Genomic DNA, 17,765 nt, shown 5'->3' with positions numbered 1-17,765 from the left:
GGCGATGCCGCACACGCCTCACCGGGGCGGGCGCGCCCCGGCCGAGCGGTCGCCCCGACCGGCGCGGTGGACGCCCAGGCCCGCGCGCCCCGCCGCCAGGTGCGGGCGCAGAACGAGGTCGCCGTCGTAGTCGCCGCCGCGCTCCGGCCGGTACGGGACGGGCTCCGCGGTCTCGAGCCCGCGGAGCCGCTCGTCCAGCCGCGCCGCCGCGGCGTCGGCCGTCTGAACGCGGTCGGCTCCGCCGATGACCAGCGGCGGCAGGACGTCCATGCCGCTGTAGAACAGCGTGCCGTGCAGCAGCGGGAACAGCAGCTCCTCGGCGTCGCCGTGGATGCCGCGCGGCCCGAACCCGGTGGGACGGGCCCCGGCGGTCGTGACGACGAGGACCCGCCGCCCGGCCAGACCGCCGTCCCCGTACCGGCGGGCGCCGGGCAGGCCGAACGCGAAGCCCTGCACGAACACCCGGTCGAACCAGCCCTTGAGGATGGCCGGCATCCCGTGCCACCAGAGCGGGAACTGCAGGACGAGCGCGTCCGCCCACCGGAGCTTGTCCTGTTCGGCGCGAATGTCGGCACCGAGCGTCCCGGCGGCATGGGCGCGTTCGGACGCGTCCCCCACCAGCAGGCGTTCGCGCGGATCATGGCCGAAGTCGGCGGGGCCGACAACGGGGTTCCAGCCCATCGCGTACAGGTCCGACTCGCGAACGCGATGGCCGAGCCCGCGCAGAGTCTCCAAACCATGATCGCGCAGGACGCCGTTCAGGGATCGGGGCTCGGGATGCGCGAACGTCCACAGGATGTTCACAACGCCTCCGTTCGGTCGATTCCGGACACCCCGATGCTCCCCGCCCGCCCACCGGACCCGTCAGTGGCCGGTGAGCCAACATGTGCAAGGATCCGGCCATGGAGCCCCACCGACTCGCGGTGCTGGTGCGCGAAGGCGTCCTGCCGATGGAACTGGGCCTCGTCCACCAGCTCTTCGGAGCCGCGCAAGCGGCGGACGGGACACCGCTGTACGAGGTCGTGACCTGCGGAATCGAGGCGGGCGCCGTCCGCACCGACGCCGACTTCACGGTGACGGCCCCCCACGGACTCGAGGCACTAGCCGAGGCCGCCACCATCCTCGTCCCCGCCTCCCACGCCCTGGACGAGACCTACACACGAGAAGCCGCCGACAGACCCGCCCCCACCAGCACCGGCAGGCCGGACCTCCAACATCCGCCCCCACCGAACGGCGACCCTGAGCCCAGACGCGCGGGGCAATCGGCCACTCCCGGAACCGTGTCGCCCATCGAAGGGGATCCGGTGACGGACGCCCTGCGGGCCGCGCACACACGCGGGGCCCGCATCGCGTCCGTCTGCACGGGCGCGTTCGTCCTGGCGGCGGCGGGCCTGCTGGACGGGCTCCGCGCCACCACGCACTGGCTGTCGTGCGACCGGCTGGCCGACCACTTCCCCGCCGTCCGCGTGGACCCGGCCGTCCTGTACGTCGACGAGGGCCGCGTCCTGACCTCGGCGGGCGAGGCCGCGGGCATCGACCTGGCGCTGCACATGATCCGCCGCGACCACGGCGCGGCGGTGGCGGCGGACGTCGCCCGCCGCACGGTCGTGCCGCCGCACCGGGAGGGCGGTCAGGCGCAGTTCGTCGCGCGTCCGGTGCCGCCGCCGAGCGGCCCGTCGACGGACGCCGCCCGCACGTGGGCCCTGCGGCACCTCGACCGTCCGGTCACCCTCGCGGAGTTGGCGGCACGCGCGTCGATGAGCGTCCGGACCTTCACCCGCCGCTTCCGCGACGAGACGGGGATGTCGGCCGCGTCGTGGCTGACGCTCCAGCGGGTCGAACGGGCACGCCAGTTGCTGGAGCGAACGGACCTGCCGGTAGACCGGATCGCCGAACGCGCGGGCTTCGGCACGGCCGCCTCCCTCCGCGCGCACATGCGAGCACAACTGGGCGTCTCCCCCAGCACCTACCGAGCCACCTTCCGCGGCCCCACCTCCACCCCCTGACCACCCCAAACCCACGGCCCCAGCCGCCCCGCAACGCCACGCCAGCCGACTACGCACCGACGGCCCAAGCACCACGCAGCGCGAGCGGCACGGCTCGCCCGGACGTCGTCGTGGCGCGAACGGCCCAGGCGCGAGCAGCGCAGAACGCGAACGGCGGAGAGCGCAGGCGGCACGGGCCGCAGGGGCTCGGGCACGGGCGCCGCCGGAGCACAGACGGCGCCGGAGCGGGAGCAGCGCAGAGCGGGAGCGCGCCGGGGCGCCAGCGGCGTGGAACGGAAGGTGGTGGGGCGCGGGCGGCGCCGGGGCGCCAGTGAGACGGGCACGAGCAGCGCGGAGCGCGAGCAGGGTGGAGCGTAGGGGCGGTGGTGGACGGTGTGCGGGCGCATCTCGGCGCGGACGGGACGCGTGTCGCGGACCTGCACGCCGACCTGACGGAGCCGGGTGCGCCGGAGCGGGTCATCGACGCCGCGGCGGCCGAGTTCGGGCACGTGGACGTCCTGGTGTGCAACCACGCGCTGAGCGGGGAGGACGGGGCCCTCGGCGAGCTGTCGGCGGCGGACCTGGACCGGCATTGGGCGGTCGACGCACGGTCCTGCATCCTGCTCGCCCAGGCGTTCGCCGGACGGCACGACGGGCGGCCCGGCGGCTCGATCGTCTTCATGACGTCCGGGCAGGGCCTCGGGCCGATGCCCGGGGAGGTCGCCTACGCGGCGGCGAAGGCGGCGCTCGCGGGCGTCACCGTCACCCTCGCCGACCAGCTCGCGGACCGGGGGATCCGGCTCAACACGGTCAATCCCGGTCCCGTCGACACCGGATACGTGACCGAGGACATGTGGCGGGCGATCGCGCCGATGTTCCCGTTCGGCCGGTACGGGGAGCCCGACGATCCGGCGCGGTTGATCGGCTGGCTGGTGACGGACGAGGCGCGCTGGATCACCGGGCAGGTCATCAACACCGAAGGCGGTTTCGGGCGATGGCGCCCGCGCGGGGTGTGAGGCCGCGCGGCGGGCCGCTGGGGCGAGCGTGATGAGTCGATCTTTCAGGCAATACCGTTGTTTTCCCCAAGGTGCGGCAATCGGGGCGAAAGTGTGGCGACCCCGCATACAGTGGCCTGAGTGACCGACCCTTTAGGAGCCCTCACGGACGTCGCGCGCAAGCTGGAGAACACCCGGGCACTCGACGACGAAGCGTTCATGCACATGGACCTCGACGAGATGCTGGACGCTCTGCTGGAACGGGTCCGCGAGGTGCTGCGCGTCGACACGGCGGTCGTGCTGCTCGTCGATCGCCAGAACCGGTTTTTGGTGGCGACGGCCGCCCGGGGCATCGAGGAGGAGGTCAGCCAGGCGGCGCACGTCCCGGTGGGGGAAGGGTTCGCCGGACGCGTCGCCGCGGAGCGGCGCCCGGTCTACATCGAGGACGTCACGAGCGCGAACGTGTTCAACCCGCTGCTGGTGCAGCGGGGCCTGCACTCCCTGCTCGGCGTCCCGCTCGTCGCCGAGGGCGCGCTGCTGGGGGTGCTGCACGTCGGGACGCTCGTGCCGCGCCGGTTCACCGCCGAGGAGACCGAGTTCGTGCAGCTCGCGGCGGCGCGCGCCGCGATGGCGGTGCGTTTCCAGATCAGCCGGGCGGAACGCGCGGGCGCGCTGGAACTGCAGCGCAGCCTGGTGCCGACCGCGCTTCCGGACCTGCCCGGTCTGGAGCTGGCCGCGCGCTACCGGCCCGGCCGGGCCAGCGTCGGCGGCGACTGGTACGACGTGTTCGCCCTTCCCTCCGGTGAGATCGGCTTCGTGATGGGGGACGTGGTGGGGCACGGCCTCGGGGCCGCGGTCGTGATGGGGCGGCTGCGGAGCGCGTTGCGGGCCTACGCGCTCGAGACGAGCGACCCCGCCGAGGTGCTGCACAAGCTGAACAAGAAGGTCGTCCATTTCGAGCCGGAGGCGACCGCGACCGTGTTGTACGGCGTGTGCGATGCCGCGCTGACCCGGATGCGGCTGGCCTCGGCCGGGCACTGGCCGCCGGTGCTCGCGCTGCCGGACCGTCCGGCGCGTCCGGTCGCGATGAAGCCGGACGTGCTGATCGGGCTCGGCGCCGACGTGCCCCGGAAGGCGACGGCGATCGAACTGCCGCCGGGCGCCGTGCTGTGCTTCTACACCGACGGGCTGGTCGAGCGGCGGGGCGAGTCGGTGACCGACGGGATCGCCGCGCTGTGCGACGCCGCGTATGCCGGTCCGCCCGAGGCGGTCGGCGCCGCGGTGATGGCGGCGATGATCGGCCGGCGGCTGCCGGAGGACGACGTCGCCCTGCTGGTGCTGCGCCGCTCCCCCGGCTGACCTCCGTCCGTGTTCAGTGTTCGGGCGGTTCGATGGACTGGGCGTTGCGGAAGATGTTGAGCGGGTCCCAGCGGGCCTTGACCTGCTGGAGCCGCGGGTACGCGTCCTTGTAGTAGAGCTGGGACCAGGGCTGGCCCGAGGTGTTCCAGTGGTCGTCGCTCAGGTCGACGTCGGGGTAGTTGATGTAGCAGCCGTCGGTGTTGCCTCCGACGATGGGGACGCCGCCGGTGTCGGCGAACGTGGCCCGGTAGGTCTCGCGGATCCACTCCAGGTTCTTGGCCTCGTCGCCGATGTCGTGGTCGCTGGGGCGCCGCCAGTACACCTGGTACTGCATCTTCATGATCGAGTCGCGCTGCGGTGCGGCCGTGTCGTAGGGCGGCTGGTTCACCGCGGAGCCGTACGAGTCGATCTGGATGAGCGCTTCCTTGTTCTTGAAGTCCTTGTAGTGCTCGTTGCCGAGGTACCCCCACATCGCCTCGATCTGCGCGTGGGTGAACGGGCTCCGGACGTAGGCGGACTTGTACTTGCCGCACCGGTTCTGGCCGGAGCCGTTCAGCGCCTGCGTGGCGGTCAGCCAGGGCATCAGCCGCGGCGACCAGGCGTCGGGGACGGCCGCGTGCTCGGCCGCCGAGAACAGCATCGGCTTCGAGTCGGGGACGGCGTCGGAGTCGACGGCGCGCAGAAAGTCGATCATGGCGGCGGTGCCCTCGTCGTCGGGGTCGTCCTCGCTCTCGGCGTCGACCTGCACGGTGAGGTTGATCGTCCCGGCGGCGCGGTGGTTGAGGGCCAGCAGGGCGAACAGGCGGCCGGAGGCGGTGTCGGGGTCCTGGTGGTCGGCGAACCATCTGCCGTAGGCGTCCAGGAGGCGGGTGAAGGACTCCTTGTCGAAGTCGCTCCAGTTCCAGGCGCGCGCGGTCAGCAGCACGGTGCGGGGCGGGACGGGCGGGTCGCGGAACCAGAACCGGGTGACGACGCCGAAGTTGCCGCCGCCCCCGCCGGTGTGGGCCCACCACAGGTCGCGGCGTTCGGGGTCGGGGTCGTCGCGGGTGGCCACCACGAGTTCGACGGTGCGGTGCTCGGTGACGACGGCGACCTCGACGGCGTACAGGTAGTCGACGGTCAGGCCCGCCTGTCTGGACAGCAGCCCGTAGCCGCCGCCGGTGATGTGCCCGCCGAGCCCCACCGAGTAGCACGACCCGCCGGGCAGCGCCCGTCCGGACATGGGGTACAGGTGACTGTAGCCGTGCCAGTTGGTGGCCCCGGCCTCCACGCACCAGGACTCCAGGGCCGGGTCGTAGTACACGTCGCACATCGGGCTGACGTCCAGGATGACCCGGACGTCGTCGCCGCAGACGAAGTCTTCATAGCAGTGGCCGCCGGAGCGGACGGTGACGCGGTCGCGGAAGTCGTCGGCGGGGCCCTGGTTGACCGCCTCCGTCAGGGCGGTGACCACGCCCTGCGGAGACGTCACCAGCCGCACGTATTCGGGGTCGGCGATCCACCGCTGGTTGAAGCCGCGGCTGAGGGCGGGATAGCGGACGTCGTCCGGCCGGACGGTGACGGCGGGCGGCACTGGAGGGTGACTCATGCGCGCTGCTCTCCCTGGGAAGCGGACCCGTTACTGAGAGTCCATTGTGTTCACCCAGAGTCAGCAATTGAATGCGCAGAGTGGTAAATCGTTGGTAGATCATTACGCCAGGTTCGGCGGCGACTCCAGATCGGCCAGCTCGACCCCCGGCGCGTCCAGGACGACGTCGCCGGCCAGGTGCACCCGGACGATCTCCCCCGTGGACAGGTCGGTGACGTCGTAGCCCGCGACGGGCAGCGGCTCCGTCTCGGTCTCGTGGACGGACGTGCCCGTGCGGCGCCAGCGCCACGGCGCGGTCAGCGGCGCCAGCGACGGGCCCGTGAACGTCACCAGGCGGACGTCCCGCTCCGCGCCGTCGTCCAGGTCGAGGGCACGGGCGACGGCGACGAGGAACCCGGGCGAGTCGGACAGGAACCCGGCGGCGCGCTCGGCGTGCTCGGTGCCGGTGTCGCCCGACGCCCGCACCCACTCGACGTCCGGGCCGGTGACGCCGCCGCGCACCCACCAGCCGGGCGTGACGAGCTCGACGCGGATCTGCCGCCACCGGGAGTCGACGACGATGTCGGTGCGCAGCCCGGGACGGGACGAGGTGTAGCGCCACCCGCCCGGTCCGGGCGCGCAGTGGAACCGCTCTTCGAGGTCGTCGTCGAGGTGGCGGTAGACGCCGGCGGGCATCAGGACCCGATCCGCCAGGAGTGCAGGTAGTCCTCCTGGTCGGGCGTCAGGACGTCGATGGACACCGACATCGAGGCCAGCTTGAGGCGCGCGACCTCCCCGTCGATCTCCGCGGGCACGTCGTGGACGGCCGGGGCGAGGCCCGCGTGGGCCGTGGCGAGCCACGCGCAGGTGAGGGCCTGGTCGGCGAACGACATGTCCATCACGGCGGCCGGATGCCCCTCGGCGGCCGCCAGGTTGACCAGCCGCCCCTCGGCGAGCAGGACGAGCCGCCGCCCGTCGGCCAGCACGTACTCGTCGGCCTGCGGGCGGACGCCCCGGTGCACCCGGACGGCCAGCGCGTCCAGCGCCCGGACGTCGATCTCCACGTCGAAATGCCCGGAGTTCGCGAGGATCGCCCCGTCCTTCATCACCGCGAGGTGATCGGCGTTCACCACGTCGCGGTTGCCGGTCACGGTGATGAACACGTCGCCGTGCGGCGCCGCCTCGGCCATCGGCTGGACGGTGAACCCCTGCAGGACGGCGTCCAGGGCCTTCACCGGGTCGATCTCGGTGATGACGACCCGCGCGCCGAGCCCGCGGGCCCGTTCGGCGAGCCCGCGCCCGCAGTAGCCGAACCCGGCGATCACGATCGTCTTGCCCGCGAGCAGCGTGTTCGTGGCGCGGACGATCCCGTCGAGCGTGGACTGCCCGGTTCCGTACCGGTTGTCGAACATGTGCTTGGTCGCGGTGTCGTTCACCGCCACCATCGGGAACTTCAACGCCCCCTCCTGCACCATCTGGTGCAGCCGGATGACGCCCGTGGTCGTCTGCTCGCATCCCGCCTTGACGGGGCCGAGCAGGTCCTCCCGGTCGGTGTGCAGCGTGTTGACGAGGTCGCACCCGTCGTCCAGGACGAGGTCGGGTCCCGTCTCGAGGGCCCGGTGGATGTGCGCGTAGTACCCCTCGCGGTCGATCCCCGCCCGCGCGAACACCTGCGCGCCGAACTCCTCGGCGAGCGCCGCCGCGACGTCGTCCTGCGTGGACAGCGGATTGGACGACGCCAGCGCCACGCTCGCGCCGCCGGCCTGCAGGGTCCGGATGAGCCCGGCCGTCTCCGTCGTGAGGTGCATGCACGCCGCGACGCGCACGCCGTCCAGCGGACGCTCGGCCGCGAACCGCTCCCGGATCTGCCGCAGCACCGGCATGCTGCGATCGGCCCACTCGATCCGCTTGACGCCCTCGTACGCGAGCGAACCGTCCGCGATATCGCTGGTGTTCATGGCGTCGCCTCCGGCTCCGGGCGCTGAGCGCCCTCCGCCTCCGGCGACGCGTGCGATCGCTGCATCGCTCCGACTCGCCCAGGGGCTCGCTGCGCGATCAGTTCCTCGCAAGCTCGGAACTGCCTTCGGACGCGATCGCAGTGGTCCAGGCCGGTACGTGGCTGAGGCATTGGCTGATGTATGTGGGTCAAGTGGGCGACGATCGAGACGAGTGCGTGGCCGGTTCGGCCGAGAGCGACCGCGCCGGTGCCCTCGGCGAAGGATCCTGAGGAACCTTCGCCGAGGGCGCCGCAGACAACTCAGTAGCGGTAGTGGTCCGGCTTGTACGGGCCCTCGACGTGGACGCCGATGTAGGCGGCCTGCTCCTTGGTCAGCTCGGTGAGCTTGACGCCGAGGGCGTCGAGGTGGAGGCGGGCGACCTTCTCGTCCAGGTGCTTCGGCAGGACGTACACGCCGACCGGGTACTCGTCGGTCTTGGTGAACAGCTCGATCTGCGCGATGACCTGGTTGGTGAAGGAGTTCGACATGACGAACGAGGGGTGGCCGGTGGCGCAGCCCAGGTTCATCAGCCGGCCCTCGGCGAGGACGATGATGGAGTGGCCGTCGGCGAAGCGCCACTCGTGGACCTGCGGCTTGATCTCGATCTTCTCGATGCCGTCGATCTTGGCCAGGCCGGCCATGTCGATCTCGTTGTCGAAGTGGCCGATGTTGGACACGATGGCCTGGTGCTTCATCCGGCTCATGTGGTCGGCCGTGATGATGTTGAAGTTGCCCGTGGTCGTGACGAAGATGTCGGCGATGTCGACGACGTCCTCGAGGGTGGTGACCTGGAAGCCGTCCATGGCGGCCTGCAGGGCGCAGATCGGGTCGATCTCGGTGACGATCACGCGGGCGCCCTGGCCCTTGAGGGCCTCGGCGCAGCCCTTGCCGACGTCGCCGTAGCCGCAGACGACCGCGACCTTGCCGCCGATGAGGACGTCCGTGGCGCGGTTCAGGCCGTCGATGACGCTGTGCCGGCAGCCGTACTTGTTGTCGAACTTCGACTTGGTGACCGAGTCGTTGACGTTGATGGCCGGGAAGGCGAGCGTGCCGGCCTTCGCCATCTCGTAGAGCCGGTGGACGCCGGTGGTGGTCTCCTCGGTGACGCCCTTGATCGAGGCGGCCGTCTCGGTCCAGCGGCCGGGCTTCTCGGCGATGGTGCGGCGGAGGGTCTCGAGGATGACGCCCCACTCCTCGGGGTCGTCCGCGGTGGCGGTCGGGACGGCGCCCGCCTTCTCGTACTCGGCGCCCTTGTGGACGAGCAGGGTCGCGTCGCCGCCGTCGTCGAGGATCATGTTGGGGGCGGAGCCGTCGGGCCACTGCAGGGCCTGGTCGGTGCACCACCAGTACTCTTCGAGGGTCTCGCCCTTCCAGGCGAACACCGGGACGCCCTTGGGGTCGTCCTTCGTGCCGTCCTTGCCGACGACGACCGCGGCGGCGGCGTGGTCCTGGGTGGAGAAGATGTTGCAGGAGACCCAGCGGACGTCGGCGCCGAGCTCCACCAGCGTCTCGATGAGCACGGCCGTCTGGATGGTCATGTGCAGCGAGCCCATGATCTTCGCGCCGCGCAGCGGCTTGGCGTCGGCGTACTCCTTGCGCACCGCCATCAGGCCGGGCATCTCGTGCTCGGCGAGCCGGATCTCCCGGCGCCCGAAGTCCGCCAGCGACAGGTCGGCGACCTTGTAGTCCATGCTTTCGTAGCTCCTTGGTGTTGCGCGTCCGCGAGGGTCGACGCCCGCGAGTCTACGGCCGGCGCCGGGGCGGAGGCATGCTCCGGGGCGACTTTCTGACACGGATTTGTCAGAATCGACGCCATGCGCATCACTGAGGCCGCCCGCAGGCTCGGCACGTCCCCCCGCATGCTCCGCTACCGGGAGACGCTCGGGCTGCTGCCCGCGACGCGGGAACGCGGCGGCCACCGCAAGTTCGGGGACGCCGAGCTGCGGGCCGTCGCGCTCGCGCTGGCGCTCGAGAAGCGCTACGACGTCGGCCCGGCCGAGCTGGCGTTCGGGCTGCGGGTGCTGGCCGAGCCGGAGGTGCAGGCGCGGGTGCGCGAGCTCGGCGAGCGCATCGGACGGCTGTCGGCGCCGCCCACGCGCGCCCTCGACTTCGAGAAGGAGAAGGCGATGCGCCTCCTGCGCCGACGCTGAGCCGGGCCCGCTATCCGGCGGTGCTCTCGCCGGGGACGACGACGCCGGACTCGTACGCGAGCATGACGGCCTGCGCGCGGTCGCGGAGGCCGAGCTTGGTGAAGACGCGGGCGACGTGCGTCTTGACGGTGTGCTCGCTGACGACGAGGCGCCGGGCGATCTCGGCGTTCGACAGGCCCCCGGCGATCAGCACCAGCACCTCGGTCTCCCGCGCGGTGAGGGTGGCGAGCGCCGCCGGGGCCTGCGGGCGGCTGCGCCGCTGCTTGGTGAACTCGCGGATCAGCCGGCCGGTGACCTGCGGGGCGAGCAGCGAGTCGCCGCGCGCCACGACGCGGACGGCCGAGACGAGTTCGTCGGCGGTCGCGTCCTTCAGCAGGAAGCCGCTGGCGCCGACGGCGAGCGCATCGTAGACGTACTCGTCCACGTCGAACGTCGTCAGCACCAGGACCCGGACGTTCTCGGCGCCGGGCAGGGCGAGGATGCGGCGGGTGGCCTCGATGCCGTCCATGCCGGGCATCCGGATGTCCATGACGACGACGTCGGGCCGGTTCAGCTCGGCGAGCCGCACCGCCTCGCGTCCGTCGCCCGCCTCGCCGGTGACGGTGATGTCCTCCTGCGCGGCGAGCAGCGCGGCGAACCCGGCCCGCACGATCGTCTGGTCGTCGACGATCAGTACCTTGATCACCGTTGCCGCCCCGCGCTACCGCGGTCGTCCGCCTCCATCACCAGGCTCCTCCCTGTGCAGCGGAAGCTCGGCCTCCACCAGGAACCCGCCGTCGGCGGCGGGACCGGCGGAGAACCGCCCGCCCAGCATCGTCGCACGTTCCCGCATCCCGACGAGACCGTGTCCGGCGGACGGGGCCCCCTCCAGCCGCGTCCGTCCCGCGTCGCCGGGGTCGAGGACGGCCGTGCGGGACGGGTCGCCCGGGTTCAGGACCATGGTCTGGCCGGACGACCCGGGCGGCGGCGGCGCGGGGGCGGACCGGCCGTCGTCGCGGACGCGCACGGCGACCCGGTCGGGCAGGAACATCAGGTCGACGTGCACCTCGGCGCCGGGGGCGTGCCGCCGCGCGTTCGTCAGGGCCTCCTGGACGATCCGGTACGCCGACAGCTCGACGGTCGCGGACATGTCGCCGGGGTCGCCGTGGACGGCGAGGTCGACGCGGCCGCCCGCGCCGCGGTGCTGCTCGATGAGGTCGGGGAGCCGGTCGAGGCGGGGCTGCGGCGAGTTCGCGGCGTCCGGTTCGGGCTTGGCGTCGGCGCGCAGCACGCTGAGCAGCCGCCGCATCTCGACGAGCGCCTCGCGGGCCGTCTTGGCGATCTCGGTGTACCCCTCGCGGGCCTCCGGGGAGAGGTTCCGCATCGTGTACGGGGCCGTCTCGGCCTGCACCGCGATCATCGACACGGAGTGCGCGACGACGTCGTGCAGCTCCCGGGCGATGCGGGCGCGCTCGCGCATGACCGCCTGCTCGCGCTGGACGGCCGTGAGCCGGGTGAGCGTCTCGTTCGCGCGCTCGGCCGCCGCGGACTCGGTGCGCCCGGCCGTCTCGACGACGGTGCGGGCGTCCCCGAGGCCGATCGCGGCGAGGACGGCGAGGACCGTCGCCGGCCACGGGATGTCGTCGAGGGTGAACGTCGTCAGGTACACGACCGCGACGGTCACGACGCTCCCGACGGCGAGCACCCCCGTGGACTGCCGCGGCAGCCCGCGGCCCAGCGCGTACAGCGTGTAGAGGGCCGCGAACCCGGTCGTGAACAGGATCGTCTGCCCGGTGAGGAGGCTCGCGGCGAACGCGCCGAGCACGACGGCGGCGACGGGCCGCAGGTACTCGCGGCGCCACACCAGCGGGAGCGTCGAGGCGACCGCGAAGCCGCCGGCGAGGCTGATCGGGGTCTCCGCGCGCGGCGCCAGCTCGGCGAGCGCGGCGACGGTGAGCGCGAGGCCGGTCAGCGGCGCGAAGTACCAGGACCGGACGGCCTCGGACCACGCGTCGGCCCACCGCGGCAGCGGCGCCGTCCGCCCGGCGGGACGCGCCGCGCCGGGCGCCCCGTAGGGGCCCGGGGGGCCGCCGGGGCCGTACGGGCCGGGCGGCTGCTCGCGTCCGGCGCCGGTCAGCCGGTCGGCGACGCGGGTCGCGAGCGGGCGCAGCAGCCGTCCGAGGCCGGTGAGGATCCACAGCAGGAGCTGGCCCACGCCCGCCACGATCCGGCCCGACAGCCGCCACGCGTGGTGCGCGAGCGCGGGGCCGAACCGCGCGGGATCGGGACCGGTCCGGGTGTCGTCGTCGGAGGTCACCACTCAATACTGACCGCTCGGGACCGGTATCGACTCACCGTCCGGTGGTATGCGGAGGAGCCGGGTCCCCCTGGAGGACGACCCGCGTTCCCTCCTTCCGGTGGACGCGTCGGCGACCTGCGCGAACATAACGTGTAACCGTGACCGCGACGGCGGCCGCGGCCGACGTAGGGGGTTCGGCAACGGTCGCCGCGGTCACACCAGACCGTCCGGGTTCAGGGGTCCGGGCGGACGCAAGGGAAGCACCTCGCCGGACGGCGGCACCCTCCCCGGAGGAGCTCGCCGGTCCTACCTGGGCTGGGGTCGACCGGCACGCACGTGCCGCCGCCCGGTGAGGGAAGCGCGTTCTCATTGAGCCGCCCTCGGCGTCAGGCCCTGGAGTGCCTTCCTTCAACGGGCGCCTCGTGCGATCGCCGCATCGCGAAGACTCGCCCGGGGGCTCGCTTCGCGATCGGATTCTTGCTTCGCTCGAATCCGGCTTCGCTCGCGATCGCAGTGGCCCCCGTCCGCTCTTGCTGGGGACCGGTGGCCGGGGTCGGCCGTCGTCGTCAGGTCGTGCCCGGGGCCTCGGCGGGCGCCTGCCGCTCGGACTCGTCCAGGGCGGGCTCGAGGTAGATCAGCCGGGCCTCGGGGAACTCGGCGCGGATCTTCGCCTCGGCGGCGTCGATGGCGCGCGCGACCTCGGCGGCCGTCTCGTCGTGGTCCACCGCGATCTTGGCGGCGATCAGCATCTCCTCGGGGCCCACGTACTGGGTCCGGATGTGGATGACGCGCCCGACCTCCTCGACCGACTCGAGCGCGGCGACGATCCGCTCCTCCTGCTCGGGGTCGGCGCCCTCGCCGATCAGCAGGCTCTTGGTCTCGATCGCGAGGATGGTGGCGACCAGGGCCAGCAGGACGCCGATCGCGACGGTGCCGATGCCGTCCCAGACGCCGTCGCCGGTGACGACCGCCATCGTGACGCCGAACAGGGCGAGGAGAAGGCCGAGCAGGGCGGCGAGGTCCTCCAGCAGGACGACGGGAAGCTCCGGGGCCTTCGCACGGCGGATGAACTCCCACCAGGACTTGTCGCCCCGGACGCGGTTCGACTCCACGATCGCCGTCCGGAACGAGAAGATCTCCATGATGATCGCGGCGGTCAGCACGCCGAACGCCCAGCCCGCGGACTTGACCTCCTCCGGGTGGGAGATCTTGTGGTAGCCCTCGTACAGGGAGAACACCGAGCCGACCGTGAACAGCACGACCGCCACGACGAACGCGTAGAAGTACCGCTCGCGCCCGTAACCGAACGGGTGCTTGGGGGTGCGGCGACGCTTGGAGCGCTTCTGGCCGACCAGCAGCAGTCCCTGGTTCCCGGCGTCGGCGACCGAGTGGATCGACTCGGCCAGCATCGACGACGAGCCCGTGAACACGAACGCCACGAACTTCGACACCGCGATTCCGGCGTTGGCGGCCAGTGCGGCCAGGATGGCCTTTGTCCCACCCTCAGCACTCATATTGCAATCCTCGCCTTGAGCTCTTGAATGGCAGGCACGGGCGTGGGGTCCACGCCCAGTGCGACAGCCAAGTAAACCGTGACGTAGTCCGCGAGCGCGATGAGTGTCGCGATTCTTTCCAGCGGATGTTCGCCTTCGGCCATGAGCTCGGTGACCGCGACGCCGCGGTCACGGGCGGTCTCGATGGACGCCTCGGCGCGCTTGCGCGCCTGCGGGTGCTCGTCGGTGTCGCGCAGGACGACCAGGTGGAGGCCGTGTTCGGCGTCGTCGGCCCGGTCGCGGAAGAAGTCGTCGGGGTCCGGGGAGGCGCCGCGGGCGAAGAAGCCGTCGAACGCCATCACCTGGTTGTGGTTCGCCTCCGGCAGCTCGCCGGGCACCGCCGGGTACTTGGCGTTCTCGTTGAGCTGGCAGCACATCCGGTACGCGGCGGTGCCCGCCAGCGACGAGGTGCCCCACACCAGCGGCACGTCGCCCGCGAGGTCCAGCGCGACGCGCTTCGCCGGGTTGACGAACGGCTCGCTGGACGGACGGCAGCGGTGCGCGACGTCCTCCAGCCGGGCCGCCGTCGCCTCCAGGACGGCGTCGGGCGCGTCCGCGAGGCCCAGCGTGCGCGCGGCGAGGACCAGCGGGATCGTCAGCCCCCACAGCGTCGACCGCGGCTGCCCCACGGACCGGACCGGGACGAACGGCGCGCGCGTCCGCTCGGCCAGTTCGGCGAGCGGCGAGCCGGCGCCGCCGACGAACAGCAGCCGGCAGCCGCGGCGGGCCGCCTCCGCCGCGACGGCGAGGGTCTCCTCCGTCCCGCCGGAGCAGGACACGGCGATGACCAGGTCGGCGGCGCCGACCCAGCCGGGCAGCCGGTAGCCGCGGACGGTCGTGACCGGCACCGGGCAGCCGGTGCCGCAGATCGCGGCGAGGACGTCCCCGGAGATGCCGGAGCCGCCCATGCCGGTGACGACGATCGCGCGGGGGCGCCCGTCCCGCGCGAGCGAGGCGATGCCCGCCTCGGCCGCGGCGCGCTGCGCCTCCCGGATCTGCGCGGCCGACGAGGCCACCTGGCGGAGCATCCCGCCGGGGTCGGCGGCCTCGATCGCGGAGACCTCGTCGAGGCGCGCCGGGTCCAGGCCGACGCTCACGAAGCCGGGGTCCGGGCCTCGTCGACGAGCAGCACCGGGATGTCGTCGCGGACCGGGTAGGCGTAGCCGCAGGACCCGGTGCACACGAGCTCGCCCGCGCCGTCGTCGGCGCGCAGGTCGCCGCCGCAGTTCGGGCAGGCGAGGATTTCCAGCAGCCAGGAGTCGAGCTTCATCGTCACTTCTCCCTCACGATCGCCAGGACCTCGTCGCGGAGCGCCGCCATCGTCTTCTCGTCGCCGGCCTCCGCGTTGAGGCGCAGCAGCGGCTCGGTGTTGGACGGGCGCAGGTTGAACCACCAGCCCTCGTCCTCGTTCGCCACGGTGAGCCCGTCGAGCTCGTCGAGCGTCACGCCGGGACGTCCGGCGAAGGCGTCCTTGACCTGGGCGGCCGCGGCGGCCTGGTCGTCGACCTCGCTGTTGATCTCACCGGACGCGACGTACCGGGTGTACTCGCCGAGCAGCTCCGACAGCGGCCCGTCCTGCCGCCCGAGGGCGGCCAGGACGTGCAGCGCGGCGAGCATGCCGGAGTCGGCGAACCAGAAGTCGCGGAAGTAGAAGTGGGCCGAGTGCTCGCCGCCAAACACCGCGCCCGTCTCGGCCATCGTCTGCTTGATGAACGAGTGCCCGACCCGGGTGCGGACGGGCGTGCCGCCGTGCTCGGCGATGATCTCCGGGACGGCCGCGGACGTGATCAGGTTGTGCACGATCGACGAGCCGGGGTGCTTCGCGAGCTCGCGGGTCGCGACGAGCGCGGTGACCGCGGACGGGGAGACGATCTCGCCGCGCTCGTCCACGACGAAGCAGCGGTCGGCGTCGCCGTCGAACGCGAGCCCGATGTCGGCGCCGGTCTCGCGGACCTTCGCCTGCAGGTCGCGGAGGTTCTCCGGCTCGATCGGGTTCGCCTCGTGGTTCGGGAACGTGCCGTCCAGCTCGAAGTACATGGGGACGAGGTCGAGCGGCAGGCCCTCGAACACCGACGGGACCGTGTGGCCGCCCATGCCGTTGCCGGCGTCCACGACGACCTTGAGGCGGCGGATGCCGGACAGGTCGACGAGCGTCTTCAGGTGGTCGGCGTACCCCTTGAGCACGTCCCGCCGCGACACCGTGCCGGGCTCCCCGTCGTAGGCGGGGACGCCCTGCTCGACCATGTCGCGGATCTCGGTGAGGCCGGTGTCGCGGCCGACCGGGCGGGCGCCGGAGCGGCACAGCTTCAGCCCGTTGTACTTCGCCGGGTTGTGGCTCGCGGTGAACATCGCGCCGGGCAGGTCGAGGCTGCCGCTGGCGTAGTAGAGCAGGTCGGTGGAGCCGAGCCCCGCCTCGATGACGTCCGCGCCCTGGGCGGTCGCGCCGCGCGCGAACGCCTCGGCCAGCGGGACCGACGACTCCCGCATGTCGTGGGCGGTGACGATCGCGCTGGCCCCGGTCACCCGGACGAACGCCGCGCCGGCGGCCTCGGCGATCGCCGGATCCAGCTCGTCCGGCACGACGCCGCGGATGTCGTACGCCTTGAAGATCTTGGCGAGGTCGCCCACTCCTGCTCCCTGTCCGAGCCGTCCGAAAGATGCCGTGCGAAAAACGAAAATGGCGAGACCCCGAGCCTACCGGGAAGCGGCGGGACGGACGGTTCCGGTGCGGCCCGCGCGGGCGGCTACTCCTGCGGCTGCGTGCCCGCGGGCTCCGACCGCAGGACGCGCAGGTGGCCGCGGCGGCCGACCTCGGTGCCCTGGCCGACCGGCTCCTGGCCGGGGCCGGGCGCGGGGCGCGCGGCCTCGCGGACCGCGTCGGCGAGCGCCTCCAGGTCGTCCTCGCCGAGCTCGGTCTCCTCCTCGACGGGCAGCCGGACCAGCTCCCAGCCCATCGGCGCGGTGAGCCGCTCGGAGTGCTCCGCGCACAGGTCGTAGCAGTGCGGCTCCGCGTACGCGGCGAGGGGCCCCAGGACTGCGGTGGAGTCGCGGTAGACGTACGTGAGCGTGAAGACTGCTGGCGCCTTGCAGGCGGTGCGGGAGCAAGTGCGGACGGGGCTCACGATGGCCGACCGTACCTCGCTCCCGCCGCGTCCGCCACCACCCGGGCGCACGTGTCGCCGCTATCGGCCGATTTCCGGGGTAAGAACTACATACCGCACGGGAACGCCCACGTACCGTGCGGTTTCTTGTCACGGCGGCGCGGGACGGTGCGGGGGACGTCCCGAGGTTGCCCGGGGGCCCTGCGGGTACGCTTGAGGGGTGCGATCCCGTGTGGCAGGCGCTCGGCGCCGCGATCGGCGCGGTCGCGGTCTCCGTGGCCCCCTGGCGCCCCCGCAGGTTCCGATCTCGCGGACCCGCGCGGAGCGGTTCGACGACCTCGTCGAGGACGAGGTCCGCCGGCTCGGCGCGCGCTGGGAGCGGGAACTGGCGCAGGTGGAGTTCACGGTCGCCGAGGTCCCGGACGTCGAGCCGTGGTTCGACGGGCCGGTGCCGCTCGGCCGGACCGTCCCCGGCGAGGGCGCACGTCCGGTGCGCATCGTCGTGTACCGCCGCCCCGCCGAGGCGCGCGCGACCGGCGAGCGGGAGCTGGGGCGGCTGATCCGCGACCTGCTGGTCGAGGAGGTCGCCGACCTGCTCGGCCTGTCCCCCGAGTCCGTCGACCCGAGCTACGACTCCCCCGACGACTGACGACGCCTCGCCCGACGGCGTCGACCTGATGGCGTCGGCCTGACGGCGTCCGGAAACGGCGGAGCCGGGGGGGCGCGGGGCGGGGGGGGGGGGCCGGCCGACCGCCCTGAGGGGGAGCGCGGGGGGGCGCC

17 protein-coding genes are annotated in these 17,765 nt (G+C 72.8%); 5 read left to right on the top strand and 12 right to left on the bottom strand.

The features are described from left to right. Nucleotides 1-18 precede the first annotated feature (18 nt). Nucleotides 19-804, bottom strand: a complete 786-nt coding sequence (locus AB0L25_RS01955; RefSeq protein WP_500167653.1) for an NAD(P)H-dependent oxidoreductase — start codon at nucleotides 802-804, stop codon at nucleotides 19-21. 98 nt (nucleotides 805-902) lie between these two features. Here AB0L25_RS01955 and AB0L25_RS01950 point away from each other — a divergent pair, with 98 nt between their 5' ends. The 3 genes from AB0L25_RS01950 to AB0L25_RS01940 all read left to right on the top strand — a co-directional run bounded on the left by AB0L25_RS01950 (nucleotide 903) and on the right by AB0L25_RS01940 (nucleotide 4,339). Next, a complete protein-coding gene (locus tag AB0L25_RS01950) occupies nucleotides 903-2,006 on the top strand; it encodes a GlxA family transcriptional regulator (protein ID WP_500167652.1) in 1,104 nt (367 codons plus the stop codon). A 365-nt stretch (nucleotides 2,007-2,371) separates the two neighbouring features. Continuing rightward, nucleotides 2,372-3,001, top strand: a complete 630-nt coding sequence (locus AB0L25_RS01945) for an SDR family oxidoreductase (protein WP_500167650.1) — start codon at nucleotides 2,372-2,374, stop codon at nucleotides 2,999-3,001. Between the two features lie 120 nt (nucleotides 3,002-3,121). Then, nucleotides 3,122-4,339 carry a PP2C family protein-serine/threonine phosphatase gene (locus AB0L25_RS01940; RefSeq protein WP_500167649.1) on the top strand — a complete coding sequence of 406 codons (1,218 nt, stop codon included), beginning with the start codon at nucleotides 3,122-3,124 and terminating at the stop codon, nucleotides 4,337-4,339. A gap of 13 nt (nucleotides 4,340-4,352) precedes the next feature. Here AB0L25_RS01940 and AB0L25_RS01935 read toward each other — a convergent pair whose 3' ends face one another. The 4 genes from AB0L25_RS01935 to ahcY (AB0L25_RS01920) form a co-directional block, all read right to left on the bottom strand. Next, nucleotides 4,353-5,927 carry an FAD-binding oxidoreductase gene (locus AB0L25_RS01935; protein ID WP_500167647.1) on the bottom strand — a complete coding sequence of 525 codons (1,575 nt, stop codon included), beginning with the start codon at nucleotides 5,925-5,927 and terminating at the stop codon, nucleotides 4,353-4,355. A 102-nt stretch (nucleotides 5,928-6,029) separates the two neighbouring features. After that, nucleotides 6,030-6,602 (bottom strand): hypothetical protein, encoded by a 573-nt coding sequence (locus AB0L25_RS01930; RefSeq protein ID WP_500167645.1) that lies wholly within the window; start codon nucleotides 6,600-6,602, stop codon nucleotides 6,030-6,032. Continuing rightward, nucleotides 6,602-7,864 (bottom strand): adenosylhomocysteinase, encoded by a 1,263-nt coding sequence (gene ahcY, locus AB0L25_RS01925; RefSeq protein WP_500167643.1) that lies wholly within the window; start codon nucleotides 7,862-7,864, stop codon nucleotides 6,602-6,604. The genes AB0L25_RS01930 and ahcY (AB0L25_RS01925) overlap by 1 nt, the downstream gene beginning before the upstream one ends. 299 nt (nucleotides 7,865-8,163) lie before the next feature. Then, nucleotides 8,164-9,594 carry an adenosylhomocysteinase gene (gene ahcY, locus AB0L25_RS01920; RefSeq protein WP_500167641.1) on the bottom strand — a complete coding sequence of 477 codons (1,431 nt, stop codon included), beginning with the start codon at nucleotides 9,592-9,594 and terminating at the stop codon, nucleotides 8,164-8,166. Between the two features lie 123 nt (nucleotides 9,595-9,717). Between ahcY (AB0L25_RS01920) and AB0L25_RS01915 the strand changes: the two genes are divergently transcribed. Continuing rightward, complete coding sequence (locus AB0L25_RS01915) at nucleotides 9,718-10,053, top strand: MerR family DNA-binding transcriptional regulator (protein WP_500167640.1); 336 nt, start codon at nucleotides 9,718-9,720, stop codon at nucleotides 10,051-10,053. A 10-nt stretch (nucleotides 10,054-10,063) separates the two neighbouring features. Here AB0L25_RS01915 and AB0L25_RS01910 read toward each other — a convergent pair whose 3' ends face one another. The 7 genes from AB0L25_RS01910 to AB0L25_RS01880 all read right to left on the bottom strand — a co-directional run bounded on the left by AB0L25_RS01910 (nucleotide 10,064) and on the right by AB0L25_RS01880 (nucleotide 17,006). Then, nucleotides 10,064-10,738 (bottom strand): response regulator transcription factor, encoded by a 675-nt coding sequence (locus AB0L25_RS01910; RefSeq protein ID WP_500167638.1) that lies wholly within the window; start codon nucleotides 10,736-10,738, stop codon nucleotides 10,064-10,066. Between the two features lie 15 nt (nucleotides 10,739-10,753). Further along, nucleotides 10,754-12,349 (bottom strand): sensor histidine kinase, encoded by a 1,596-nt coding sequence (locus AB0L25_RS01905; protein WP_500167636.1) that lies wholly within the window; start codon nucleotides 12,347-12,349, stop codon nucleotides 10,754-10,756. Nucleotides 12,350-12,897: 548 nt separating this feature from the next. Then, nucleotides 12,898-13,845 (bottom strand): cation diffusion facilitator family transporter, encoded by a 948-nt coding sequence (locus AB0L25_RS01900; protein ID WP_500167635.1) that lies wholly within the window; start codon nucleotides 13,843-13,845, stop codon nucleotides 12,898-12,900. Then, entirely contained in the window at nucleotides 13,842-14,981 is a 1,140-nt protein-coding gene (locus AB0L25_RS01895) for a bifunctional phosphoglucose/phosphomannose isomerase (protein WP_500167633.1), read from the bottom strand. The genes AB0L25_RS01900 and AB0L25_RS01895 overlap by 4 nt, the downstream gene beginning before the upstream one ends. Further along, complete coding sequence (locus tag AB0L25_RS01890) at nucleotides 14,978-15,154, bottom strand: Trm112 family protein (RefSeq protein WP_176611429.1); 177 nt, start codon at nucleotides 15,152-15,154, stop codon at nucleotides 14,978-14,980. Before AB0L25_RS01890 ends, AB0L25_RS01895 begins: the two co-directional genes overlap by 4 nt. A 2-nt stretch (nucleotides 15,155-15,156) precedes the next feature. Continuing rightward, the gene (locus AB0L25_RS01885; protein WP_500167631.1) at nucleotides 15,157-16,512 is read right to left on the bottom strand and encodes a phosphomannomutase/phosphoglucomutase; all 1,356 of its coding nucleotides are present in this window, start codon (nucleotides 16,510-16,512) and stop codon (nucleotides 15,157-15,159) included. A gap of 116 nt (nucleotides 16,513-16,628) precedes the next feature. Then, nucleotides 16,629-17,006 (bottom strand): DUF3499 domain-containing protein, encoded by a 378-nt coding sequence (locus AB0L25_RS01880; protein WP_500167630.1) that lies wholly within the window; start codon nucleotides 17,004-17,006, stop codon nucleotides 16,629-16,631. A gap of 211 nt (nucleotides 17,007-17,217) precedes the next feature. Between AB0L25_RS01880 and AB0L25_RS01875 the strand changes: the two genes are divergently transcribed. Beyond that, nucleotides 17,218-17,634, top strand: a complete 417-nt coding sequence (locus AB0L25_RS01875) for a metallopeptidase family protein (RefSeq protein WP_500167628.1) — start codon at nucleotides 17,218-17,220, stop codon at nucleotides 17,632-17,634. Nucleotides 17,635-17,765 lie beyond the last annotated feature (131 nt).

This window comes from Spirillospora sp. NPDC052242 (assembly GCF_040679555.1).
Classification (GTDB): domain Bacteria; phylum Actinomycetota; class Actinomycetes; order Streptosporangiales; family Streptosporangiaceae; genus Spirillospora.
This window is presented reverse-complemented; position numbering and strand designations above follow the sequence as displayed.

Excerpts from the sequence above, each read along its gene's own strand:
- AB0L25_RS01935 (WP_500167647.1), bottom strand. The coding sequence starts at position 5,927 with ATGAGTCACCCTCCAGTGCCGCCCGCCGTCACCGTCCGGCCGGACGAC.
- AB0L25_RS01915 (WP_500167640.1), top strand. The coding sequence starts at position 9,718 with ATGCGCATCACTGAGGCCGCCCGCAGGCTCGGCACGTCCCCCCGCATG.
- AB0L25_RS01930 (WP_500167645.1), bottom strand. The coding sequence starts at position 6,602 with ATGCCCGCCGGCGTCTACCGCCACCTCGACGACGACCTCGAAGAGCGG.
- AB0L25_RS01950 (WP_500167652.1), top strand. The coding sequence starts at position 903 with ATGGAGCCCCACCGACTCGCGGTGCTGGTGCGCGAAGGCGTCCTGCCG.
- AB0L25_RS01890 (WP_176611429.1), bottom strand. The coding sequence starts at position 15,154 with ATGAAGCTCGACTCCTGGCTGCTGGAAATCCTCGCCTGCCCGAACTGC.
- ahcY (WP_500167641.1), bottom strand. The coding sequence starts at position 9,594 with ATGGACTACAAGGTCGCCGACCTGTCGCTGGCGGACTTCGGGCGCCGG.
- AB0L25_RS01900 (WP_500167635.1), bottom strand. The coding sequence starts at position 13,845 with ATGAGTGCTGAGGGTGGGACAAAGGCCATCCTGGCCGCACTGGCCGCC.
- ahcY (WP_500167643.1), bottom strand. The coding sequence starts at position 7,864 with ATGAACACCAGCGATATCGCGGACGGTTCGCTCGCGTACGAGGGCGTC.